The 21584-nt window shown below is 62.0% G+C and carries 26 protein-coding genes; 12 read left to right on the top strand and 14 right to left on the bottom strand.

Going from position 1 to position 21584, the window contains the following annotated elements:
- The first annotated feature begins 142 nt into the window (after positions 1-142).
- Complete coding sequence (locus tag FNU79_RS17440; protein WP_143722070.1) at positions 143-505, top strand: hypothetical protein; 363 nt, start codon at positions 143-145, stop codon at positions 503-505.
- Between the two features lie 129 nt (positions 506-634).
- Here FNU79_RS17440 and FNU79_RS17435 read toward each other — a convergent pair whose 3' ends face one another.
- The 3 genes from FNU79_RS17435 to FNU79_RS17425 form a co-directional block, all read right to left on the bottom strand.
- Positions 635-919, bottom strand: coding sequence for a hypothetical protein (locus tag FNU79_RS17435; protein ID WP_143722069.1), 285 nt, complete (start codon positions 917-919; stop codon positions 635-637).
- Positions 920-1306: 387 nt separating this feature from the next.
- On the bottom strand, positions 1307-1840 hold the full coding sequence (locus tag FNU79_RS17430) for a hypothetical protein (protein WP_143722068.1): 534 nt from the start codon (positions 1838-1840) through the stop codon (positions 1307-1309).
- A gap of 237 nt (positions 1841-2077) precedes the next feature.
- On the bottom strand, positions 2078-3124 hold the full coding sequence (locus FNU79_RS17425) for an HNH endonuclease (protein ID WP_143722067.1): 1047 nt from the start codon (positions 3122-3124) through the stop codon (positions 2078-2080).
- Between the two features lie 143 nt (positions 3125-3267).
- On the opposite strand from FNU79_RS17425, the gene FNU79_RS17420 reads away from it, so the two are divergent.
- Positions 3268-3600: a hypothetical protein gene (locus tag FNU79_RS17420; RefSeq protein ID WP_143722066.1), complete on the top strand. Its 333-nt coding sequence runs from the start codon at positions 3268-3270 to the stop codon at positions 3598-3600.
- 13 nt (positions 3601-3613) lie between these two features.
- Here FNU79_RS17420 and FNU79_RS17415 read toward each other — a convergent pair whose 3' ends face one another.
- Genes FNU79_RS17415 through FNU79_RS17395 form a run of 5 tightly spaced genes read right to left on the bottom strand, consistent with a single transcriptional unit; the run spans position 3614 to position 8542 of the window.
- Positions 3614-4033 (bottom strand): hypothetical protein, encoded by a 420-nt coding sequence (locus FNU79_RS17415; protein WP_143722065.1) that lies wholly within the window; start codon positions 4031-4033, stop codon positions 3614-3616.
- Positions 4020-4382, bottom strand: coding sequence for an ArsR/SmtB family transcription factor (locus FNU79_RS17410; protein WP_143722064.1), 363 nt, complete (start codon positions 4380-4382; stop codon positions 4020-4022). Before FNU79_RS17410 ends, FNU79_RS17415 begins: the two co-directional genes overlap by 14 nt.
- A 44-nt stretch (positions 4383-4426) precedes the next feature.
- Positions 4427-5377, bottom strand: coding sequence for a cation diffusion facilitator family transporter (locus FNU79_RS17405; RefSeq protein ID WP_143722063.1), 951 nt, complete (start codon positions 5375-5377; stop codon positions 4427-4429).
- Between the two features lie 28 nt (positions 5378-5405).
- A complete protein-coding gene (locus tag FNU79_RS17400) occupies positions 5406-6080 on the bottom strand; it encodes a ZIP family metal transporter (RefSeq protein ID WP_225430153.1) in 675 nt (224 codons plus the stop codon).
- A gap of 41 nt (positions 6081-6121) precedes the next feature.
- Positions 6122-8542, bottom strand: a complete 2421-nt coding sequence (locus FNU79_RS17395) for a heavy metal translocating P-type ATPase (RefSeq protein ID WP_143722061.1) — start codon at positions 8540-8542, stop codon at positions 6122-6124.
- 122 nt (positions 8543-8664) lie between these two features.
- Here FNU79_RS17395 and FNU79_RS17390 point away from each other — a divergent pair, with 122 nt between their 5' ends.
- On the top strand, positions 8665-8910 hold the full coding sequence (locus tag FNU79_RS17390; protein ID WP_143722060.1) for a DUF2171 domain-containing protein: 246 nt from the start codon (positions 8665-8667) through the stop codon (positions 8908-8910).
- 50 nt (positions 8911-8960) lie between these two features.
- Here the strand turns inward: FNU79_RS17390 and FNU79_RS17385 are convergent, their stop codons facing one another.
- Positions 8961-10073 carry an MFS transporter gene (locus FNU79_RS17385; protein WP_263862378.1) on the bottom strand — a complete coding sequence of 371 codons (1113 nt, stop codon included), beginning with the start codon at positions 10071-10073 and terminating at the stop codon, positions 8961-8963.
- Positions 10074-10191: 118 nt separating this feature from the next.
- Positions 10192-10467 (bottom strand): ArsR/SmtB family transcription factor, encoded by a 276-nt coding sequence (locus tag FNU79_RS17380; RefSeq protein WP_263862379.1) that lies wholly within the window; start codon positions 10465-10467, stop codon positions 10192-10194.
- Between FNU79_RS17380 and FNU79_RS19545 the strand changes: the two genes are divergently transcribed.
- Entirely contained in the window at positions 10375-10599 is a 225-nt protein-coding gene (locus FNU79_RS19545) for a hypothetical protein (RefSeq protein ID WP_225430155.1), read from the top strand. The genes FNU79_RS17380 and FNU79_RS19545 overlap by 93 nt on opposite strands.
- A 229-nt stretch (positions 10600-10828) precedes the next feature.
- Here FNU79_RS19545 and FNU79_RS17375 read toward each other — a convergent pair whose 3' ends face one another.
- The 3 genes from FNU79_RS17375 to FNU79_RS17370 form a co-directional block, all read right to left on the bottom strand.
- Complete coding sequence (locus tag FNU79_RS17375) at positions 10829-11077, bottom strand: helix-turn-helix domain-containing protein (RefSeq protein ID WP_143722058.1); 249 nt, start codon at positions 11075-11077, stop codon at positions 10829-10831.
- Positions 11078-11107: 30 nt separating this feature from the next.
- Positions 11108-11251: a hypothetical protein gene (locus FNU79_RS19255; protein ID WP_185974788.1), complete on the bottom strand. Its 144-nt coding sequence runs from the start codon at positions 11249-11251 to the stop codon at positions 11108-11110.
- 349 nt (positions 11252-11600) lie between these two features.
- On the bottom strand, positions 11601-12398 hold the full coding sequence (locus FNU79_RS17370) for a GGDEF domain-containing protein (protein WP_185974787.1): 798 nt from the start codon (positions 12396-12398) through the stop codon (positions 11601-11603).
- 278 nt (positions 12399-12676) lie between these two features.
- Between FNU79_RS17370 and FNU79_RS17365 the strand changes: the two genes are divergently transcribed.
- Positions 12677-12919 carry an AbrB/MazE/SpoVT family DNA-binding domain-containing protein gene (locus FNU79_RS17365; RefSeq protein ID WP_143722056.1) on the top strand — a complete coding sequence of 81 codons (243 nt, stop codon included), beginning with the start codon at positions 12677-12679 and terminating at the stop codon, positions 12917-12919.
- Positions 12888-13301 (top strand): type II toxin-antitoxin system death-on-curing family toxin, encoded by a 414-nt coding sequence (locus FNU79_RS17360; protein WP_143722055.1) that lies wholly within the window; start codon positions 12888-12890, stop codon positions 13299-13301. Before FNU79_RS17365 ends, FNU79_RS17360 begins: the two co-directional genes overlap by 32 nt.
- Before the next feature lie 607 nt (positions 13302-13908).
- Here the strand turns inward: FNU79_RS17360 and FNU79_RS17355 are convergent.
- Entirely contained in the window at positions 13909-14628 is a 720-nt protein-coding gene (locus tag FNU79_RS17355) for an MmyB family transcriptional regulator (protein ID WP_143722054.1), read from the bottom strand.
- Positions 14629-14698: 70 nt separating this feature from the next.
- Here FNU79_RS17355 and FNU79_RS17350 point away from each other — a divergent pair, with 70 nt between their 5' ends.
- The 6 genes from FNU79_RS17350 (at position 14699) to FNU79_RS17325 (ending at position 21391) form a co-directional block, all read left to right on the top strand.
- The gene (locus tag FNU79_RS17350; protein WP_143722053.1) at positions 14699-15118 is read left to right on the top strand and encodes an SCP2 sterol-binding domain-containing protein; all 420 of its coding nucleotides are present in this window, start codon (positions 14699-14701) and stop codon (positions 15116-15118) included.
- A complete protein-coding gene (locus FNU79_RS17345; protein ID WP_225430151.1) occupies positions 15115-16236 on the top strand; it encodes a Zn-dependent alcohol dehydrogenase in 1122 nt (373 codons plus the stop codon). The genes FNU79_RS17350 and FNU79_RS17345 overlap by 4 nt, the downstream gene beginning before the upstream one ends.
- A complete protein-coding gene (locus FNU79_RS17340; protein WP_143722052.1) occupies positions 16233-17714 on the top strand; it encodes an aldehyde dehydrogenase family protein in 1482 nt (493 codons plus the stop codon). The genes FNU79_RS17345 and FNU79_RS17340 overlap by 4 nt, the downstream gene beginning before the upstream one ends.
- Positions 17715-17810: 96 nt before the next feature.
- Positions 17811-19004 (top strand): DUF3089 domain-containing protein, encoded by a 1194-nt coding sequence (locus tag FNU79_RS17335; protein WP_143722051.1) that lies wholly within the window; start codon positions 17811-17813, stop codon positions 19002-19004.
- Between the two features lie 222 nt (positions 19005-19226).
- Positions 19227-20099, top strand: coding sequence for a helix-turn-helix transcriptional regulator (locus FNU79_RS17330; protein ID WP_143722050.1), 873 nt, complete (start codon positions 19227-19229; stop codon positions 20097-20099).
- Between the two features lie 53 nt (positions 20100-20152).
- Positions 20153-21391 (top strand): MFS transporter, encoded by a 1239-nt coding sequence (locus FNU79_RS17325; protein WP_143722049.1) that lies wholly within the window; start codon positions 20153-20155, stop codon positions 21389-21391.
- The last annotated feature ends 193 nt before the right edge of the window (positions 21392-21584 follow it).

Genomic DNA, 21584 nt, shown 5'->3' with positions numbered 1-21584 from the left:
GGTCGCCCATTGCTCTGGCGAAGAGGTGACTCTCGTGCTGGGTAAAAAAACACGGTGCTGCCCCCAGCGGTAGATCAGCCTGTCCCGCCCGGGACAGCATGAGGAAGGCGATAGTGGCGGTTACGGCGTCATCACCATCGGTGTGACTGGTATTCCTGGCACCCCAGCCAGCATTCGTCAGTTTGCCGTGATTTTGGGAAAGGCCAGCGGCACCATCAAAGCGGGTGACGCATTCAAGGTTCAGAGCATGGACAGGAGGGAGGGACGCCTCGGAGTTGACGGGGAAGTTGCGGCAACAGTGCTCTACAGCGTTGACATCCGTGGGGTGCTCAAGACCGACTGGAAGGCTGTGGGCACCCAAGGCACCGTGACAGTGCTTAAGATCAGCCAGCAGTTCGTGACCCTCAAGATTGACAACGCTTTGCTCAACAATGCTGCAGATTCAAGTGGGAGGAGTCAGGTGCTGGTCAGCGGGACGTTCAGCTATGTGCCCGAACCTCGTTGATGCGCCGTCGGCCGACGGTCCTCACCTCAGTTCGAAGCGTCTCCATGACAGCAGAGGGTGTCAACGCTGAGCAACCCAATCTCCGGAGCAAGCTGCCTGTGTGCCTGCTCCGCTTTTGCGGATCATCAATCAACGACAGTTGTTAACTGCTTTGAGGGCTTGCGTAAGCCCTTTGGTGGGAAAAGTGTAGCTCAGAGTTTTCCCGTTTGTGCTGAGGGTGGTCATAATTATTTTAGACTTCGCGGCCAATAAGTTTGGCATCAAAAACATGCTATTGAGGGCGAAGTTGACGGCATTCAATATAGGTTCTTCATCATTTGGAATATAAAATGAGCGCATTGAACGTGCTTCACCATTATCTATGCGATACCCTATTTGAGGTGCCTGGGCCTGTTGATACTGGTTCAGAGTCATAAGTGCATTTTTTGTCTTCAGAAGAATTATTGTGCTTCCCTCAGTGCATTGAAAAATTAAAGCTGTACTGCCTGTCTGATCGTTCAGCTCTCTAAGAATGACCTGTCCACTATTACCGGAGATCTCCGAGCTGATAGATAACTGATAAGAAATTTTGGTGTTCGGGATTTGGGATTGAGCGGCCGCGTAGGTAAGAATGACTGATCCGACTAGAATTACTGATTTTCGAAGCATATAATATTCCTCTGCAGCTCAATTTTCTCAAATATATGAATGATTCTTGTAGGTACCAATCTAAAAGACGGAGTGTTGTCCAATTACACTATGACGGACTGGTATTTACTCGTTTCAGTTCTAAATTCGCTCAAATAACCGCAAATTTATCACCTATTTGCGATAATTTACAACTCGCATTGCCTCTTTGAAACCACCTATGGAGAAGGTATCGTCCAATGCGCTGCCATTGTTTCGCAGTACGCGCATGACGATTTTGCTCGTGGTATTTGTGAAGGCAGCAGTCAGGATGGCGTCGCGAGCGTCATCAAAAGCCAGAAGAGTTAAGTCCGGCTCTCCACTGGTGAGGCCAGTTTGTGACGGAATGGTCTTGGCTTGCTGCGAATCCACCCGGTACATCAGATTAGGGGAGCGTTCAAGGTCGTATTCCCCACTGCTCATCAGGTTGTTCCTCGTATTCAGGAATGCACTGGCTTTGCCATCACGGCAAATAAAAGCCATGGCGGTCTCGCCTTGCGTGTCATTGATCTCTGCGACGACAACCATACTTGTATTGGCGTCGGTCATGGCATCGAGATCTTTTTCGTAATACGTGTTGGTTCCAGGCACACGCTGTAACTCGGCGTTTGCGAAGCTGCCGAGCATGAAGCCGAGGACGAGTGCGGTGAGCTTGAAGTATTTCTTCATTGCACCGAGCTTAGGGAAAACTCTCTTACGTGTTTCTCACGTCCCAGTCGTTCATGTCTCATCACATCACTGGGTTAGGGAGGGCATGGCGTCCACTGACCACCTGACCACCTGACCGCCGCCCCGTGGCTTTCTATCAGATCTCCAGCCTGCTGGCGGAGCAGCAGCTCCGGCTAGCAGGACGGCACCTGGGCCACGGATCATCCGCATCATCGGTGTTCCTGGAGGCAACCGCAATCAAAATACTGGCGGGTGTTCGGCGCGCCCATTCCAGCGTTTGGACCGCTGCTCCAGGGCAAAGGTTTCCAGGGAAGTCAGGAAAGTCCAGCGGGCCTCGGCGGTGCTTCCCGTGTCCTGCATCAGGGCTACCCGGAGCGGATGGTGGCTGTCGATCAGGTACGAGTTGCGGCGGTGCAACCGCTGCAGAAAACGCCGGGCCGGAATGGCATCCGATTTCCCCCCTGGACCGGCATTGCAGGTCTCGCAACTCAGCACGAGATTCCACACCGCGTTCAGGTCCACATCCGGCAGGCGGTAGCCCAGCACCCACGGGAAGACGTGATCCACATGGCACGCTTCGCCGGAGGTCATGTCCACCGGTTGATAGCAATAAAAGCAGTGGCCTTTCTGGTAGCCGCTTAGGGCAGGGCGCAAACGCGTGAGCGAAACGCGGGTCTGGTGCCGCCAGGGCACCAGCACCAGCTCACCGCTGGCTTCCTCGTACGTTGGGGAGCGGCCTGCTGTCTCTGATGCGCTTCCCTCGGTCCAGGCGTGTTCAACCAGATCCCAACGGGCCTCCGTCTCAGCATCCAGCAACTGACGATCTATAGGGGAAAGGGCCAGCAGTGCGTCGGTGAGCACCAAGGCCCGCAGACGCCCGCGTTCCAGCTGGAAGAACTCCGTTGCCGATTCCCCACCGGGCAGACGGTGATACACGTCCAGCACGTAGCGGAAAGCTTGCTGCACGGTGAGGGCATGAAAGGCGTCCGCATCCAGCTGACCGCACAGGTGGGCGGCGGCACCCTCCAGGAACACGCTGCTCGGGACCGTCCCCTGCCTCTTTCCGCGTTGCACGTGGGCCAGCAGGGGAGCGGTGAAGTAGGGGGCCAGTTCGGGTAGAGTGACCCGGCTACGCCCTTCGGCCGCCAGGACCAGCAGCGCGCGGCTCAGCGCGAACTTGTAGGACGCCGTGTTGGTGCCAAACAGCACGATGCTGCGGAAATAAGTGGAATCGTCCGCTGCCGAGCGGATGAATCCGGGCATTCCTGCAGTGTCGTCAAGCATTCCCCTCAACCATAGGTCAGAACGGCCCGTGGAGGATACGAGAAGGCCGTAGGGGGCTTCTATCGTGGCTGCCTCAGGGCAAGAGCAAGCTTGCTGATCGGTAGCGCGACATGCTCTTGGTTGTTTGACACTAAACTTTGAGCGTGCCCCGTTCCATCCTGGCCCAAACTATTGAGCGCGTTCAAAGCGGTGTGATCCACATCCGCGTTGAACTGCGCGGTCAGCAGTTAGCGAGCGGCAGCGGCTTCCTCCACCGAGGTCACCTCATCACGAACAATCACAATCTGCAGATGATTCGTGAACAGGCGCAAACGCAGCCTAGCCTCCGTGTCATCCTCCGTTTGAATGTGTCCGGCATGAAAACCACAGACAATGAGGGGTTGTGTTGCCTTAATTTGGCCTGCGGCAGACGGAGAAGGACCGAAGGCCCGTCCTCGCTGCTGACTGTGCTCAGGGCCGCCGCACTGAGATCGTGAGGCGGCGTGTTGTTTACGGTCGGCCGCTGAGCGTCACCACCGTCTGCCTATCCTGAAGATTGGCCAGGTACTGGATCATGCCGCTCTGCCCGGTCAGGAAGGCCGCGTAATTCCCGGGGGCAATCGGGTCATCGGTGGTCTGACGATACCCAGCCTGCTTCATCACGCCGAGCAGGACGTTGGGATGCCAGCCGTCCACGCGGTACCGTTCCACCCGGCTCAGGCCGCTCCTTACCTCCTGACGGTAACTGCGACTTTCCGGGCACTCTGGTGTGTACTCGGCGGGCAACGCGGCCACGCCGTTCCAGAGGGTTCCCGGCTTCTCGATGCAGTACAACGGCCCGGACCAGCGGCGTTCGCTGGTCCACCAGACGCCGAGTCCTCCAAGAATCACCAGAGCACCGATCAGCCAGGTCCGCTTACTCGCGGGCATGCTCTAGGGCGCTGCCGATTAGCACGGTGACGTGGTGATCGAGCAGTCGGTAATAGGCGATCCGCCCCTCCTTGCGAAACGTTACGAGGCGATGCGCCCGCAGGAAGCGCAGCTGGTGGCTGACGGCACTCTCGCTGATCCCGACCACAGCCGCGAGGTCACAGACGCACAGTTCGCAGGCGCTCAGGGCGCTCAGCAGCCGCAGCCGGGTTGGGTCGGCGACAGCCTTGAGCAGTGCGCTGGCCTCCTCGACGCAGGCGACATCCGGCAGGGCCTGTTTTGCTTTCTGAACAGCTTCCGGATGAACACAGCTCACCTCACAGGCGTCTTCTTGAGAAGTGAGAATCATTTCCAGAGAATAGACGATGTCCAGGGTCTCTTCCGGCACGCCCATCACACCACCTCGTCGGAAAGCAGATCGCAGGGAACCCGGCCCTGTTCCACCTGAACCGTGGCATGCTCGACGCCGAACTGTTCGTGGAGTTCATGCCGCAGGTGCTGGAGAGCCTCATCCGGCAGGCCCTGCGGCATCACCAGATGCACCGTCATGGCGGTTTCGGTGGTGCTCATTCCCCAGACGTGCAGGTCGTGCACACCCGCTACTCCAGGCTGGGCACTCAGGAAGGACTTCACCTCGTTCAGGTCCACACTCTCCGGCACCGCGTCGAGCGCCAGGTCGAGCGACTCGCGCAGCAGGCCCCAGGTGCCGTACAGGATCACGGCGGCGAGTATCAGGCTGACCACCGGGTCGAGCCAGTTCCAGCCGGTGAAGAGGATCACGATGCCCGCCACCACCACACCGGCCGAGACGAGCGCGTCGGCGAACATGTGCTGGTACGCTCCTCGGAGGTTCAGGTCCCCCTTGCGCCCAGAGGCGAACAGGTACGCAGTGACGCCGTTGATGGCGATGCCCAGCGTCGCCACCCAGATGACCGTGCCGCCCGCCACCGGGGCTGGCTGACTGAAGCGGTGCAGCGCCTCCCAGATGATCGCTCCGAGGGCGACGAGCAGCAGCACCGCGTTGGTGAGCGAGGCCAGGATGCTGCTGCGCCGCAGGCCGTAGGTGTGCTTTTGCGATGGTCGGCGCTTAGCGACCAGGTACGCGCCCCAGGCGAGCAGCAGGCCCAGCACGTCGCTGGCGTTGTGTCCAGCGTCGGCCACCAGCGCCAGAGATTTGGCCAGCGTGCCGTAGATGACCTCAAAGATGACGAAGATCGTGTTGAGGCCAATGCCGATCAGGAACGCCCGGCCAAAATCGGCGGGAGCATGGTTGTGGTGGTGCCCGTGAGCATGACCGCCGTGCTCATGGTCGTCATGTGCCGCATGGTTGTGGGAGTGAGTCATAAGGAATCGCCTTTTGAAAGGATGATACTCAGGTCGAGAGTTCAATCAGGTAAAGCGCGACGAAGCCCGCGAAGAAAGCTGCGGTGATCAGCGGCGTCTCCTTCACTTCATGTGCTTCAGTCAGAAGTTCCTCGGTGACCAGATACAGCAATGCCGCCGCGCCGAACGACAGCACGATCTCCAGCGCCAGACCGTGAAGGCCCTGAAGGAGCGTGCCCCCCAGCAGCGATCCCACGATCACTGCCAGGCTGAGGCCACTGATGGTCAGGATGGTGCGTGCCCTGGATACACCGGACTGCCCGAGGCTGGACGCCACTGAGACGCCCAGGAAGAGCAACTCCAGCGTCAGGGCGACCACCAGCAACATTCCCACCCTGGCACCAGCCGCGAAGCCTACACCGATCAGCAGGCCGTCGATGAAGACGTCGATCCCAACTGCCGCGATCAGGCTACTCTCGCCTTTCTCACCACTCCGGCGTTCCAGGGCCTCTGCGAATTGCCGTACCGCTAGCAGGACCGCGACCCCGAGTGAAAAGCCGATCACCACACCAACTGGCTGATGTCCTTTGGTGATCTCCGGCAGCAGTTCTCCGGCCACTGCCGCGAACACGACACCGGCGGCGAAATGCTGGACAAAGCTGCGGAGCTTTTCCCCTGGAACGCGGTAACTGGCCACCACCCCGCCGAAGATGGTGGCGGCCACCGGGATTAACGTCAGCGAGAAGATCTGTGAGAGGGGAGCGCTCAGGGCAGACCCGAGGCGGATACGCCCTGAACTGAAACATGCGCTTCAGAGGCTTTGGTCGGCTTCGGCTTCCAACCCAGCAGCCGTAGGGCGTTGGCGGTCACGATAGCGGTGGCCCCAGTATCGGCCAGAATCGCCATCCAGAGATTGGTGTAGCCGAGCAGCGTGGTGATCAGAAAGATGAGCTTCAGGCCCAGCGCAAACGCGATATTCAGCCGGATGTTGCTCATGGTGGCCCGGGACAGCGCGATCAGTTCCGGCACGCCCGAGACCTGCTCGCGCAGCAGGGCCGCGTCGGCGGTCTCCAGCGCCACGTCGGTACCGCCGCCCATGGCGATGCCCACGTCCGACTGCGCGAGTGCGGGCGCATCGTTGATGCCGTCACCGACCATCGCCACCCCGCCGTGTGCATGCAGGTCAGCAATCGACATGAGTTTGTCTTCGGGCAGTAGTTCGGCCTGAACCTCCAGTCCCAGATCAGCGGCGATCGCCTGTCCGGTGCGGGCGTTGTCGCCGGTCAGCATGACGGCCTTGATGCCCATGGCCTTCAACTGAGCGATGGCGGCGCGGGCGTCCGGACGCGGTTCGTCACGCATGGCGATCAGGCCCAGAACACGCGGCCCATCCAGCAACACCACGGTGGTGCGGCCCTGCGACTCGAAGCCTTCGATCTGCGCCTGAAGCGAGGCGTCCAGCGCTGTCAGGCTGGCGGCGTGGCGCGGTGAAGCGACGCTCAGGGCGCGGCCTTCCACCATGGCCGTGACCGCTTTGCCTGGGAGTGCCTGGGCACCTTGGACGTCAGGAAGATTGAGCTTCTGGCTCCTGGCCTGGCGGGTGATCGCCTGAGCCAGCGGGTGGTTGCTCCCGGACTCGACTGCTGCCGCCAGACGCAGCACCTCGGTTCGCTCGACGCTTATCCCAACGATGTCAGTAACACTCGGCTTCCCGGTGGTCAAGGTGCCGGTCTTGTCGAAGGCCACCGTCTTGATGCTCCCCAGGGTCTCGAGCGCCGCGCCGCCTTTGATAAGCAGGCCGCGCCGGGCCCCGGCACTGACACCACTCGTAATGGCTGCTGGGACACTCAACACCAGCGCACACGGGCAGCCGATCAACAACAGGGCAATGCCCTTGTAAAGCCAGGTGTGCCACTCACCGCCCATCAGCAGCGGTGGAACGACCGCGACCAGGGCGGAGACCGCCACCACGCCCGGAGTGTAAACCCGGCTGAAGCGGTCGATGAACCGTGCGGTCGGCGCTTTGCTGCCCTCGGCCTCCTCGACCATATGAATGATCCGGGCGATGGTGTTGTCGGCGGCCGTCTTCTCGACTTCGACACTCAGCACACCGTCGGTGTTGATGCTGCCAGCGAACACCTGATCGCCGACGGTCTTGAGCACCGGGACGCTCTCGCCGGTGACCGGGCTGTCGTCGAGGCTGGATGTGCCCTTGACGATACGCCCGTCGGCAGGCACGCGTGCTCCCGGCCGGACCTGGACTTGATTGCCGATCTGCAAAGCGTCGGCTGGGACTTCGCGCGTCTGTTTGCCCTCGATCAGCAGCGCAGTCTTGGGAGCCAGCGCGGCCAGCGCCTGAATGCCAGCACGCGCCTTCCCGGCAGCGACGCCTTCGAGCAGCTCACCCACCGCGAAGAAGAACACCACCACCGCGCCCTCGGCCGCCTGACCGATCAGCACCGCGCCGATGGCCGCGAGGCTGACGAGCATGTTGATGCTGAAGGGATCGCCGAAGCGCGCGCTGGCGACTGCCTTCTTCAGCAGCGGCCAGGTGCCGAGGAGCGTGGCCGCGACGTAGCCGTAGACCGAGAACCTGGGTTCGATGAAACTGAATACGAAGGCCAGCGCCAGCAGTACGCCTGCTCCCAACACCAGTCGTCCCTGGCCGCTGGCGTACCACGGCTTGCTCTGGACAACTACAGGCTGAACGTCAGCTGCCAGCCCTGGCTTGACCAGCGGAGACGGCGCATACCCCATCGCTTTCATGTTTCCTTCAAGCGTACTCCTGGGCGTCTGGGTCTCGTCGAGGGTGAGTTGCAGGGTCTGCTTGCTGAAGCTGGCCCGGATGTCGGTGGCTCCAGGCAGACCTCCCACCATGCTCTCGACCTTCCGGACGCAGGTGGCGCAGTCCATGCTCTCGACGAAGTACTCGAGGTTGCTGACTGAAGTCGGCGAGGCCTGAGCGAGAGGTGTCGGTGCGTAGCCCATCGATTTTAGATTCTTCTCCAGCAGGTCGCGGGAGGTCTGTGCCTCGTCGAGGGTCAGTTTCAGCGTCTGTCTGGTGAAGCTGGTGTTGACCGAGGTCGTGCCCGGGAGACCACCAACCATCCGCTCGACCTTCTGAACGCAACTGGCACAGTCCATGTTTTCCACGAAGTATTCGAGTGTCGAAGGGGAGGGTGTCATGACGCAAGTATATCTGAGCAAGTACTCAGGTGTAAAGATAGACAGTAATGAAGGCACATTGTACACGCTCACATCTGAGCAGGCATTCAGACCTTTACTGTGAAGGCTCAGGAGGAACCATCATGACCATGCAGAGCCAGATCAGAGAACACATGCCCGTGAAATGCGCCGACGGAATGAACCACGGCGAAGTCGACAAGGTCGACGGGGACTACATCAAGCTGACCAAGGACGACTCCAGCACCCACCACTGGCTGCCGCTGAGCGCCATCGATCACGTCGACGAGCATGTTCACCTCAAGCTCAGCCACGAACAGGTCCACCAGCAGTGGCTCAGCGAAGATCCTCATCCCGAGCACCGCCAGTAAATCCGCAACGCGTACAGAATGTTCCACGAGAGTTGAAACGGAAAATGGCGCTAAGTAGATTCTGATGTTGAGACTATTGACGTCGCTGGCTGATCTTCAGTTCGGGGGCGCAGCAGCACAACAACGATGGCCAACAAGACCAGCGCAATGCCACCGCCGATCAGGAAGTCCTGGTGTGGCAACCGGGTTCCCAGGAACCCGGCCAGTGGGTAGGCAAAGGCATACCAGAGATGACTCCACGCGAAGTGTGCGCCGTAGACCCTACCCTGTGCAGCTTCCTCGGTTCGTTCTGCCAGCAGCGTCTCGGCTGGCAGATTTACCCAGTTCTGACCGATCCCAGCGAGCAGCCACAAAGCCAGGATGGCCAGAAGAGGTGCGACATTGGCTGGCAGCACTGCTACGCTTGTCATCAGCGCACCCAATAGGATGAACCGCGTGCGGGGCCAGCGTTTCCCAACGAAGCCCACTACGAGAGACGCCAGCGTCGCTCCCAGCCCGTACGCGGCCATTACCCAGCCATAGGTCGATTCGCTTAGTCGCAGGTCACCCTGGATCCGGTTAACGGTATCCACCAGAATGAGCGCTCCTGTGACGGCCGCCACCAGTTCCAGCAGCAGGGCGAAGCGGATGGGCGGGTCACGCCATAGTCGGGCAGTGCCGTTCCGGATTCCCTGCCAAGTGCTGCGCTGCACTTCGCCCTGCTCAGCCTTCAGTGCTGGCAGCGTCAGGATGAGCAGGCCCGACAGAAGGAAGCTGACAGCATCTACGAAGAATAGATTCCGCCCTCCCAGGAGGGCGGCCACGACGCCCGCCAGTCCAGGGCCGATAATGTTGATCAGTTCGGTGGTCGCGCTCGAGAGGGCGAACGCTGGACCGCTATCTTCCTGCCCGACGACCAGCGGAACGGTCGCCTGATTGGTAGGCGTGAAGAAGGCTGTCAGCGCGTTGACCAGAAACATCAGCACGTACACCTGCCAGACGGCATGAACAAACGGCAGCAGGCCGATCACCAGCATTCGCCCGAAATCACACCCGACCAGCAACCATTTGCGGTTGATGCGGTCGGCGATCACCCCAGCCAATGGACTGAAAACCACGAAGGCGAGAACCCGCAGCGTCAGGGCAGCCCCCAGCACCACGGCGGCATTCTTGCCGCTGGTCAACTGGTAGGCTAGGAGCGCGAGTCCCACCCAGGTGAGTGCGTCGCCGATCTGACTGTCTGTGCAGCATACAGATGGGCAAATCGGGGATTGCGCAGCGCAGTGAACATCGGCGGAGCGTTCAATGGACACTTCCGATCAGTGGGTTCGGAAGGACGTGGTCTGGAAGGCCGAGACGCTCATGCTGGGCGTGGCTGAATGCCTGCTGGACCAGCTGCGCGACGTGAGCGTCGGCGAGTCGGTAGTAGATGTGCGTGGCCTCGCGGCGGGTCTTGACGACCTGAGCGCTGCGTAGAAGCGCGAGGTGACGGCTGACGGTGCTCTGCGGTTGCCCCAGGGCGTCGACGAGTCCGGTTACACTGCGTTCGCCCTGAAGCAGCAGCAGAACGAGCTGCACCCGGATGGATTCGGACAGGGTCTTGAAGATCTCGGTGACCCGCGTCAGGTCGCCTGGATCGGGATGTTCTGGGATGGGATGGTGCTGCATGGAATCAATCCATCATCCGTTCTTCCGGATGAACAGAAGTAGAGTACAGTGTGAGAGCGTGGGCCGCATCCAGGTGCGCTCTGCGTAAGCCGCGAACCGGTCACGCAGCAGCTCGAACAGGCTGCCCAGGGGATAGTTGGTCTGACCTGCCATGCCGCTTCGAAGACGGCGAGCGTCTCGTCTTACTGCGCTTTGGTATGAATGGAAACAGCCGGGGCGCACACCTCCTGTAGAAGGTTCGCTCAGACGTTCAGAACGACGCAGACATCAATCAAGCTGGGCGTTTCGGCACGAGCCGCACTTCCACGTCCATCTCCAACACCTCGGCCAGGCGTCTCAATGCTTCCATGCCGTGAGCGTGGTAATCGGGACTGAGCCAGCGTGATACCACCGGCGGTGTCACGCCGAGTCGCTGGGCCACCTGAGCGCTACTCATCCGCCGCAGCCGCAGGGCCCGCCGCAATTCCAGGCTGACCGGATCGGGTGCAGGCGCAAGCGGGAGGTACTGAAATTCCAGCACGTTCGTGCCCGGCGCAGCGGTCTCGACCGCCTAGGTGATCAGAGCTTCCAGATCACGCATGACTTTGAGGTCGAAGCCGAGTTTCTCACCGTCGCCGCTGAATGTGGTCGGCACACCGGATACGGTGATCTCGATGCCGCGCTGCTTTGTGGAGTACATCGTAGGCTGCTGCATCTGTGCCTCCTTTCAGGGGTCAAGACACGATTTTGAAATTTTTGTACGCTAAGAAAAAAATGCTGTCCCACACGCGTTCTCGGTAAACCTTGACAGGTAATGTGTACCCACGAGGTGAAGCACGCACTCTGTCTCAAAAGAACCTTCCTTCATTTGGGACAGGTGGAAAGGACGATGAACACGATGTTTTCCCCTGTTTAGAACTGGCACCTTCAATTGTGACGCAGGCTCTTGGCATACAAAAATTCTAGGATCGTGTCTTGACCCCAGATCGCGCATCACTTTGAGATCGGAGTCAGTTCCTTCTTACCCAGCAGGTTTACTGCTCGGCTACTCGTGCCACAAGGGTTCAAGTTGACGTGCGGAAACGGCGACGTTCCTGAGTGGCCGTCGTAGGAGCGTCGGCTTTCTTGACCGCATACATCCGCTGATCCGCCAGACTCAATACCGCCCGGACATTCTCACACTCATGCCGCCACGCGATCCCGATTGCTGCACTCACATCATCGACGAAGGGAATTTGCAGCCGCTCCATTGCCCAGATGGAGAACGCTTCCGGCGACAGCACCGTGTGATGCACCAGGACGACGAACTCATCGCCTCCCAGGCGGTAGACCTGAGCGCGTTCATGAGTCACGCGCGAGAGCCAGACTCCATAGCCCCGCAGAAGCGAGTCGCCCAGCGCGTGTCCGAACTTGTCGTTCAGCGCTTTGAACCCGTTCAGGTCAATGAAGACCACACCAAAGTCCTCGTGTGCCGCTTCTGACGCTTCGAGATCCGCGTCAAAAGCACGCCGATTGCCCAGCCCGGTCAGCGGGTCGGTCAGGGCGGCGTGATGAAGCGTCGACAGCTGATCACTCAACTCCAGCTTCTCATTCAGGGCGTCCAGGTACAGCAGTCTCAACCCGAGCATGGCTTGAACCGAGGCGGGCAGTGGTGCTTCCGGCGTCCATCCCAGCCGGTAATTCGGCGCACCTGGCAAGGGAACGGGCTTACCCTCTTCTTGCACCGTGCCGGACCAGCTCTGCAACGCCAGTGTTCCGTCCTCCTGACGCCACAGCGTGACTCCCGTCAGTGCTTTGACGGAACCTTGTACCAGCTGATCCACGAGCTGCTGTTGAGACTCGGCGACCGCGAGAGTCAACAACAGCGCTTCGTGATCTGCTCGGCTCCACATTCACTCACGTTACGTTGCGGCTTGCCTGCCTGGATAAGTGACACGTGATCTCCATGAAGTCACCGTGGATGGTCGTGTTCCGAGTGGCCGGGTCACTTGAGAGCCGCAATCTCAACGCACACCCTTGAATTCCAGCATCGGCGTATTTGCGGCAGCAGACTCGACAGCGTGGGCCATCAGGAGATCCAGATTGCGTATCACTTTGAGACCAAAACCGAATTGATGTACGAACAGCGTTATACTCAGGGATGCGAAAGACCCTCTCCAGACTCGGCAACAGTGAAGCGCTCGTCATCACCAGGGAGATGAAGGAACTGACCGGCATCGGCAGTGAGGTGGAGATCGAGATTCAGGGCAACGCCATCGTCATCACGCCCGCCCAGACCGCCACTCTTCCCGCCCAGCTCGAGCGCCAGGCGAAGTTCGCGGCGGCCCGAGACCAGATCTTGAGTGAATACGATGACCTCTTCCGGCGGCTGGCGGATGCCTGAAGGGTTGACGCTCGCAGAAGTCATTGACCTTCACGAGCGTCAGCTCACGAACTATGGGGGCGGGACGGGATTGCGGGAACTCAGTCTGCTTGAAAGTGCATTGGCGCAGCCGACTCAGGAGATCTTCGGGCAGCGCCGATTCCCCAGCGTGCCCGCTCAAGCGGCGGCTTACCTTTATTACGTCTCACGGGCTCACGCCTTCGTCGATGCCAACAAACGGACCGCTTTGAGCTGCGCCCTGGTGTGGCTGGCCATGCATGAGCTGCGCCTCACCCTGAGTCTGGACGACCTCTTCGACCTGACGCTGAACATCGCTCAGGGTCGGACGCCGTTGGAAGAGGCTGTGCAGCGTTTCGAGGCAGCAACTCAATCCACTGCTTGAACTGCCTTACAGTAATTCGTTACCGGATGAACACTTCTGAGCAGGACGTTCCTGACCTGCGTGGGTTGCCAGTGTTGCCCCTTGACCGTGCGGTGCCCCTCAGTATTGGGGTTTGACTAGCATAGGAACAGAAATCCGCTCTTGGGTGCCAATGCACATTCAGTTTGCCCCACGCACGCTCCTGTATTCAGGAGAGCTGATCTGACAAGCGCCAGAACGTTGTCCAGATCGGAATGCTGCTGCGGACTCAAACCGTGTTAAGCGCCAGATGCGACTGAGAAAAGCCGTACCACGCGCGCAAGTGCGCTCAGGGCTGTTCCAATTTGCTGAGGGTTTGTGTCAGCCACCCCAGGTCTGCCCGCAGCAACGCCAACAGACGCGGGACCGCCAGATCCATACCAAACAGCCCCCGTCCAATGGCCCCTCATAGATCGGCACGCGTTCGAGATCGGCAACGACGTTCCCGGTGGGGACTGATCCTCGACGACCAGGGCTTCTCTCCCAGAGCTGGCCGGATCGTCCGTGAGGTTGGCCGTTGCCCTCACGAGGTCTGCCCCTGCGAGGGTGCTGTATCGTCCCCCCGGCTGATTCATGGACAGAGGGATGATCAGGCAGGTAGAAACACGATGCCCCACAATTCCGGCGTGTTAACAAACTGCATGCGGGCCAGGGTAAAGGTGAGGGTGGGCTGGCCTGGAAGCTGGTACTGGATCGGCATCATGGGCGTGGTGTCTTCGGCAGGATCAACATGCCGCCACAGCCGGGTGAAGTCCCTGAACATGCGGAGTTCGCGCAGGAGTTCGGTGTAGGCGGGGGTATGGCTCAGCGGCGCACTGTCACGCTTGAACTGCGCCAGGACGTACCGCGCCCAGGGTTCCCACTGGGGATAGTGGGCGCGGTGCCGCTCGTCGAAGACCATGAACAGCAGGGAGCGGCCCGGTTCCCCATCGAAGCCCAGGTGTGTCAGCACCTCCCGCGCCGCCGCATTCAGCATCGACATGTGCCAGGTGCCGTCGTGCAGCACCGCCGGAGCGGGAATCAGGTTGAGGAGGTCCGCCGCCATCTGGTCCACGGCCACGCCTTCACGCGGGGCTGGTTCGGCGTCAGTGTACCCGGCCAGCATCAGCCACGCCCGCCGCTGGGTTCCGGTCAGCCACAGCCCGCGCGCCAGTCCTGATGCCACCGTCATGGACGGGCGTGAGCGTTCGCCGCGTTCCAGTTGCGCCACGTATTGCCGCGTGCAGCCCGCCTGCCGGGCCAGGTCTGCCTGCGTCAGGCCGAGTGCAGTTCGGCGCTGGGCCAAAGACTGGGCCAGGGAAATGGGCATACCATCAGGGTAACGCACGCTGTCAACCAGTTGCCTGTTTCGTCGCGCCCACCTTGTCTACCCTTGGGGCATGGCAATATTTGCGAATACGCAGGAGATGCAGGATGTCCTTCAGGCTGTGCTGGAACGCGGTCAGGACACGGACACCGCCCGGGGCCTCGCCAAGGCGGGTATCGTCATCGCCTTTGTGTACACCGACCCGGACTTACGGCTGGTCATGGACGGCAAGAGTCCATCCGAGGGTCAGGCCATGGGGTACTTTTTTGGTGAGGACGGCCCCACGCCCGACGTGACCTTCACGCTGCACGGTGACGTGGGCAACCGCTTCTGGAGCGGGAAGCTGAACGTGCCGCAGGCCCTGGCACGCGGGCAGATCAAGGCGCAGGGCAGCATTGCCAAGGCGCTGAAACTGCTGCCGCTGATGCCGTCCATCTCCCAGGTCTACCGCGACGTGATGACCGAGCGGGGCCGCGCCGGGGACCTGGCGTGAGCCTTCAGGTCAGGGCAGCCGTGCTGCATGAGACTGGTCAGGCGGTCTCGGTGGAACTGGTGACGCTGGCGGACCCTGGACCCGGTCAGGTGCGCGTGAAGGTCAGGGCAGCGGGCGTCTGCCACTCGGATCTCAGCGTAGTCAGCGGCACCATTCCCCAGCTCACGCCGCTGGTGCTGGGCCACGAGGGGGCCGGTGTCGTGGAGGCGGTGGGCGACGGGGTGACCCGCGTGGGCGTCGGTGACCACGTCATCTTCAACTGGGTGCCGTCGTGTGGCGAGTGCTTTTTCTGCACCACGGGCCGCCCCGACATGTGCGACGAGGCGTTCACCCTGATGACGATGGGGACGATGCCCGACGGCACCACACCCTTTTCCCAGAACGGCGAAGACGTGTACATGTTCAGCCAGACCTCCTGCCTGGCTGAGCGGACGGTGGTGCCGGAAGCGGCGCTGGTGCCGATCTCCAGGGATGTGCCGTTCGACGTGGCCGCCATCACGGGCTGCGCGGTGATGACCGGATACGGCGCGGTCATGAATACGGCGGGCGGCGCGGCTGGGCGGCGAGTGGCGGTCATCGGCTGCGGCGGCGTGGGTCTCAATGTGATCCAGGCGGCCCGGCTGGACGGGGCCACCCGGATCATCGCCCTGGACCGCGACGCCCGCAAACTGGAGGACGCCCGCGCGTTCGGGGCCACCGACACCATCAACACCGCCGAGGTCGGCGATCCGATCAGCGCTGTGCTGGACATGACGGACGGCCTGGGCGCGGACGACACGTATGAGGTGGTAGGCCACCCCGATACCATCGCGCTCGCCTATGGCCTGACCCGCAAGGCTGGGAAAGTGGTGGTGGTGGGTGTGGCCAGCCCGGAGCAGACGGTGGAACTCGGCGCATTCAGCATTCCCGCCGAATCCAAACTGATCACGGGGAGCTGGTACGGCCAGGCCGTGGCTGGACGCGACCTGCCGTTGATTCTGGAAAAATACCGCGCTGGCGGTCTGAAAATTGACGAACTGATCAGCCACCGCTTCACGCTGGATGAGTTGCCGCAGGCGCTGGACGCGCTGGCACGCGGTGAGGTGCGCCGGGCGGTCATCCTGATGGAGGAAACATGAACCTGCACGAACGCGCCCTCTTTCTGAGCGGTAGTTTCCAGCAGCGCCTGGCCACACTGGACGTCATCAACCCGTCCACCGGCGATGTGCTGGCCCGCAGCGCCAGCGGCTCCGCCGCCGACATCGACGAGGCGGTCAGGCTCGCCACCGCCGCCCATCAGGACCGGACGTGGACGTCCATCGACCCGCTGGAGCGCACCCGCATCCTGGTCCGCGCCGCCGAGCTGATCCGGGAACGTGCCGACGAGTTCAGCGCCGTGATGAGCGCCGAGATGGGCATGACCCTGAATTTCGCCGCGTGGATGGAAGTGCCGCTGGCCGCCAACGCCCTGGACTACTTCGCCACCCTCATCCCGCAGCCCAGCGGCGTCACCGCACCTTTTAGCCTGGCCGGGCCACAGGGTGACTACCTCGCCATGACCGTCAAGCAGCCCATCGGTGTAGCGGGCCTGATCACACCCTGGAATTTCCCGCTGCTGATGCCGGTCTGGAAGGTGGGAGCAGCGCTCGCCGCAGGCTGCCCGTGCATTCTGAAACCCGCCCCGCAAAGTCCGTTCACGGCGCTGCTGCTGGCCGAGGTGCTGCACGACGCGGGCGTCCCAGCGGGCGTTCTGAGCGTCATCCCCGGCGGCGATGAGGCGGGCCGGGCACTGGTGGCGCACCCTGACGTGCCCAAGATCGCCTTTACCGGAGCAACTGAGACGGGCAAGCACATCATGCGGGCCGCCGCCGACCACCTCAAGCGCCTCACGCTGGAACTGGGCGGCAAGAGCGCGAACATCGTCTTTGCCGACACGGATCTGGACGAGGCCGTCTCCGGCGCACTGTTCGGTATTTTCCTGAACAGTGGGCAGGTCTGCCAGGCGGGTTCGCGCGTCCTGGTGGAGCGCTCCATCTACGGCGCGTTCACCGCACGCCTGAAAGAGCGCGTCGAGGAACTTACCGTCGGCGACGCGGGCGACATCAGCAGCGATATCGGTCCAGTGGTGAGCGCCGAGCAGTACGAACGGGTGCGCGGGTACATCGCCGACGGGAAACGCTGCGGCGCGACACTTCTCACGGGCGGCGGGGATGTACCCGGAGCCGGGGAGGGGGCAGGTTATTTCATTCCGCCGACGGTCTTCACCGACGTCACGCCTGACATGCCCATCGCCGCCGAGGAGATCTTCGGCCCGGTGCTGTCCGTCATTCCCTTCGACACCGAGAAAGAGGCCCTGGATATTGCCAACGGTTCCATCTATGGCCTGGCCGGGGCGGTCTGGACGCGGGACATCAAGAGGGCCATGCGCTTTGCGCGGGACCTGCATGCGGGGACCGTGTGGGTGAACACCTACCAGATCCTCTCGCCCACGCTGCCCTTCGGCGGCTTCAAGCAAAGTGGTCTGGGCCGTGAACTGGGGCCGCAGGCGCTGGACGCCTATCTGGAGACCAAGAGCATCATCGTGGACCTGAACGACTCGCCTATGCAGATGTTCTAATCTGGACTGCCGTTCGCGCTGCGCCCGGAGGTGGACGTTTCTCTCTCCCTCACCCCACTCAATCAGAGTCCGTCTGAGAGCCACTGGAGACCTGCCATGATTCAAGACTTTTACCGCAAGGCCATTCGCCCGCTGCTGGGCGGATTGGCCCTCGGCCTCCTCGCGGGCTGCGCGCCACGTCTGGCTGCGGCCCCCGATTACCGCAGTCCGCAGGCCTGGCTGTGCCGCCCGGACCAGTCCAGCCTGTGCCAGACGGACTTGGACGCGACCCGCATCGCGCCGGACGGCACCCGGACCCGTGAGACCTTTCAGGCCGATCCGCAGGCACCGGTGGACTGCTTTTACGTGTATCCCACCGCGTCGTGGGACTTCGCGCCCAACGCGGACTTGCGGCCCGGCGGTGAGGCGGACGTGACCCGCCAGCAAGCGGCGCGGTTTTCCTCGGTGTGCCGGGTGTATGCGCCGCTTTACCGCCAGAACACCATCCCGGCCCTGCTCGGCCTCGAGAAGAACGGCGGTGAACTGGCCTATCAGGACGTCAGGGCAGCGTGGCAGACCTACCTGCGGGACAGCAACAATGGCCGCCCCTTTGTGCTGATCGGCCACTCGCAGGGCAGCTATCACCTGATCCGTCTGCTGGCCCAGGACATTGAGCCGGACGCCGCGCTGCGTTCCCGGCTGGTGTCGGCGCTGCTGCTGGGCGCGCCCGTGAGCGTCCCCCGTGGGCAGGATGTGGGCGGCAGCTTTCAGAACGTGCCGCTGTGCCGCGCGGCGGACCAGACCGGCTGCGCCGTGAGCTACTCGGCCTTTGCTGCCGGGGTACCGCTGCCCGAACCGGGGGACAGTCCCGCCTTTGGGCGCGTTCCCGCCGCCGCACCCGGACAGCCAGAGCAGCATGCCGCCTGCGTGAATCCGGCGGCCCTCACGGGGGGCCAGGCCACCCTGCACCCCTACTTCACGACCAAGCGCACCTTCCCGCTCCTCACCGCCGTTCAGCATCGACCGGCCCCCTGGACGAGTGGCGCGGCCATCGACACCCCGTTCGTCACCCTGCCGGACTTCGTGACGGGCGAGTGTACCGAACGTGGCGGCGTGTCCTTCCTGGAAGTCCGGGTGATCCCGCACCCCGGCAGTCCGCGCACCACGGAACTCGGCGGAACCGTCAATGTGGCGGGCCGTGACCTGCGGGCCTGGGGCCTGCACCTGATCGACATCGACCTGACTCAGGGTGACCTCATCGGCCTGGTCAGGACCCAGACCGCCGCGTGGCTGGCGCAACCTCGCCCCTGACACTCGGGACGCTTATGGTCGCAGATAGCAGCGTCTGTGACCACAGGTTCTGTCTGCCGGGCCAGAGCGAACCGGTCATCTGAATCGGAGCATAGGGCCAGCTCAGCCTAACCGACGCATCCGCTCAGCATGCGCTTACCCCCCTGTCTTGAACAAATGCGATATCCCGGCCCAGCCCTAGTGGCAGATGCGCCCCGGCCCCATTTCTGCCAGAGTTGAGGCGTGCATTCTGTGGAATTCCTGCCCGACGCTCGCCTGAGACACCTGGTACGGAATTACTGGCAGGTGGATGAGGACCACGACATCGGCCAGCAAGACCACCGCTTCATGCCAGAACAATTGGTCCGCCTGACTTTTCATGCCGGAACCACCTGGCGCGGTCCGCTGACAGGCGGCGCATTAGAATTCCTGCCCGGTGCTTCGCTGGAAGGGCTGACCCTGACACCGCTACGGGCCGTTTCTTTCGGCTCCACTCAGGCGCTGGGCGTGGAGTTGTATCCCTGGGGAGCGCGGCAACTCTTGAACTGGGAGTTTGGCCAGCCCACCCTGGATCTGAGCCTGACCCATCCGCTGCTCACCCGTGCCATGAGTGCTTTGATGCGGCTGGATGCCTGGAACGAGGCGCGGCAACTCCTGGAAGACTGGCTGCTGGGCCTGTTGGCCGAGCGGGGGCAGGAGCTCAAATCAGGTGCTGGGATTGCCCTGAAACTCTACGGCAGTCCCGGCCAGACCCGGATCGGCACCTTGGCCGAAGAGTTGAACATCAGCACCCGGCACCTGGAACGGTTGTTCGCGGCGGAAGTTGGGGTGAACGCCAAGACCCTTTCGCGCCTGATCCGCTTCGAGGCCATTCACAACCGCCTGTGGCTTGACCCGAACGTCTCACTGGCCCAACTCGCCTACGAACTGGGTTTCGCTGATCAGGCGCATCTCACGCGCGAATTCAAATCGCTTTCCTCTATGACGCCGCGCAGCTTCGGACAGTTCGCGCAACTTCGCCCCAGCCACCTACCCACCCAGCGATTGACGCAGGAGCAGATCGCTGAGATAGGCGGGTTCCGCGCTCATCACCCTGAAGCGAACCGCCTCACTTGAGCAGGTCGCTTTTCTTCAAGACTTGGCTGGCCCCCCGCCCCTAGCCTGAGCGCATGCACGAGTCTCCTCAAACGCCAGCCAAGAAAGCTCCGCTCCTATTCCTCCTCGTCACCGCCTTCCTGTTCGCCATGGGCATCAGCTTGGTGTTCCCGGTGCTGCCGTTCATCGTGGCCCAGTACGTTCCACAAGTCTCGCAGCAGGCCATCGTGATCGGCCTGCTGGGCGCGGCCTACGCCTTCCTCTCGTTCTTCTCAGCCCCAGTGCTGGGCGCACTCAGCGACGCTTACGGACGCCGCCCCATCCTGATCCTCAGCCTGCTGGGTTCGGCCATCGGCTATGTCCTCTTCGGCATCGGTGGCAGCCTGTGGGTGCTGTTCGTCGGGCGCATTGTTGAAGGCCTGTTCGCAGGCGGCTTCGGCGCACTCTTCGGTTACGTGGCCGACACCACCCCGGAAGAGGAGCGCGGCAGGGTCTTTGGGCTGCTCGGCGCGACGACGGGCGCAGCCTTCATCCTCGGGCCCGCGATTGGCGGCCTGGCTTCACACCTCAGCCTGAACGCTCCGATGTTCCTGGCGGCGGGCGTGTCGCTGCTCAACATGCTTTGGGGTCTGTTCGTGCTGCCGGAAAGCCTCCCGGCCTCGCGCCGCGTTGCCCACTTCGACGCGGCGCACCTCAATCCCCTCAAGCAATTGTCGGGTGCACTCGCCTTTCCAGCCGTGCGGCGGCTGGTCACGGTCAGCGTGCTGTTCCTGCTGCCGCTGTCCATCCTCCAGATAACGCTGGCGCTGTTGGGCCGGGACACCCTGGGCTGGGGGCCGTCGCGGGTCAGCACACTGTTCATCATCATCGGCGCAACCGACATCGTGGCACAGGGCGTGTTGTTGCCATTCTTGATCAGGGTCTTGAAGGAACGCGGCGTAGCTGTCCTGGGCCTCTCGGTGGGCGTAATCGGGATGCTGTGCATGGCGCTGCTGCCCGTGTTCCCGCAGGCGGCGCTGCTGTACGTCGGCACGCTGTTCTTCGCAGTGGGCGAGGGAATGTTCAGTGCCGCCCAGAACACCCTGATCTCCATTGCCGCGCCTGCTGAAGCACAGGGGCAGGTACAGGGCGGGGCACAGGCGATTGGCTCCCTGGCGCAGGTGGTGGGACCACTCGGCGGCGGGCAACTGTATTCGCGCGTCGGCCCTGGTGCAACGTACGGCACGATGGTAGCACTGGTTCTGGTGGCGCTGGGACTGCTGCTGAGGCAAAAACCTTTGGCGGTGAGCAGTACGGAGAGCCGAATAGCCTGAGACAGCGAGTCAAAAATCGGCTCTGGTGGTTTGAGAAGTTTGCGATTGGTCTGTCTGATGGAAGTTCCGCCTGCGACGGAGTTCCCATCCTTCATTGCGAAAACGCCCGATATCGCAATGGTTTTAACCTGCCCACTGGCACGGCCTCTACGTCTTGCGTAACTCTGTTGCACAATGAATTACACTGGCAACA

It is taken from the genome of Deinococcus detaillensis (assembly GCF_007280555.1).
Classification (GTDB): domain Bacteria; phylum Deinococcota; class Deinococci; order Deinococcales; family Deinococcaceae; genus Deinococcus; species Deinococcus detaillensis.
Note: the sequence above shows the minus strand (reverse complement) of the source record. Positions and strands in the feature narration are given on the sequence as shown.

Bases quoted from the DNA above. Each gene is read 5' to 3' on its own strand.
- FNU79_RS17335 (WP_143722051.1), top strand. From the start codon at position 17,811: ATGATTCAAGACTTTTACCGCAAGGCCATTCGCCCGCTGCTGGGCGGA.
- FNU79_RS17350 (WP_143722053.1), top strand. From the start codon at position 14,699: ATGGCAATATTTGCGAATACGCAGGAGATGCAGGATGTCCTTCAGGCT.
- FNU79_RS17435 (WP_143722069.1), bottom strand. From the start codon at position 919: ATGACTCTGAACCAGTATCAACAGGCCCAGGCACCTCAAATAGGGTAT.
- FNU79_RS17355 (WP_143722054.1), bottom strand. From the start codon at position 14,628: ATGCCCATTTCCCTGGCCCAGTCTTTGGCCCAGCGCCGAACTGCACTC.
- FNU79_RS17425 (WP_143722067.1), bottom strand. From the start codon at position 3,124: ATGCTTGACGACACTGCAGGAATGCCCGGATTCATCCGCTCGGCAGCG.
- FNU79_RS19255 (WP_185974788.1), bottom strand. From the start codon at position 11,251: ATGCAGCAGCCTACGATGTACTCCACAAAGCAGCGCGGCATCGAGATC.
- FNU79_RS17395 (WP_143722061.1), bottom strand. From the start codon at position 8,542: ATGACACCCTCCCCTTCGACACTCGAATACTTCGTGGAAAACATGGAC.
- FNU79_RS17410 (WP_143722064.1), bottom strand. From the start codon at position 4,382: ATGATTCTCACTTCTCAAGAAGACGCCTGTGAGGTGAGCTGTGTTCAT.
- FNU79_RS17340 (WP_143722052.1), top strand. From the start codon at position 16,233: ATGAACCTGCACGAACGCGCCCTCTTTCTGAGCGGTAGTTTCCAGCAG.
- FNU79_RS17365 (WP_143722056.1), top strand. From the start codon at position 12,677: ATGCGAAAGACCCTCTCCAGACTCGGCAACAGTGAAGCGCTCGTCATC.
- FNU79_RS17405 (WP_143722063.1), bottom strand. From the start codon at position 5,377: ATGACTCACTCCCACAACCATGCGGCACATGACGACCATGAGCACGGC.
- FNU79_RS17390 (WP_143722060.1), top strand. From the start codon at position 8,665: ATGACCATGCAGAGCCAGATCAGAGAACACATGCCCGTGAAATGCGCC.
- FNU79_RS17325 (WP_143722049.1), top strand. From the start codon at position 20,153: ATGCACGAGTCTCCTCAAACGCCAGCCAAGAAAGCTCCGCTCCTATTC.
- FNU79_RS17415 (WP_143722065.1), bottom strand. From the start codon at position 4,033: ATGCCCGCGAGTAAGCGGACCTGGCTGATCGGTGCTCTGGTGATTCTT.
- FNU79_RS17430 (WP_143722068.1), bottom strand. From the start codon at position 1,840: ATGAAGAAATACTTCAAGCTCACCGCACTCGTCCTCGGCTTCATGCTC.
- FNU79_RS17360 (WP_143722055.1), top strand. From the start codon at position 12,888: ATGACCTCTTCCGGCGGCTGGCGGATGCCTGAAGGGTTGACGCTCGCA.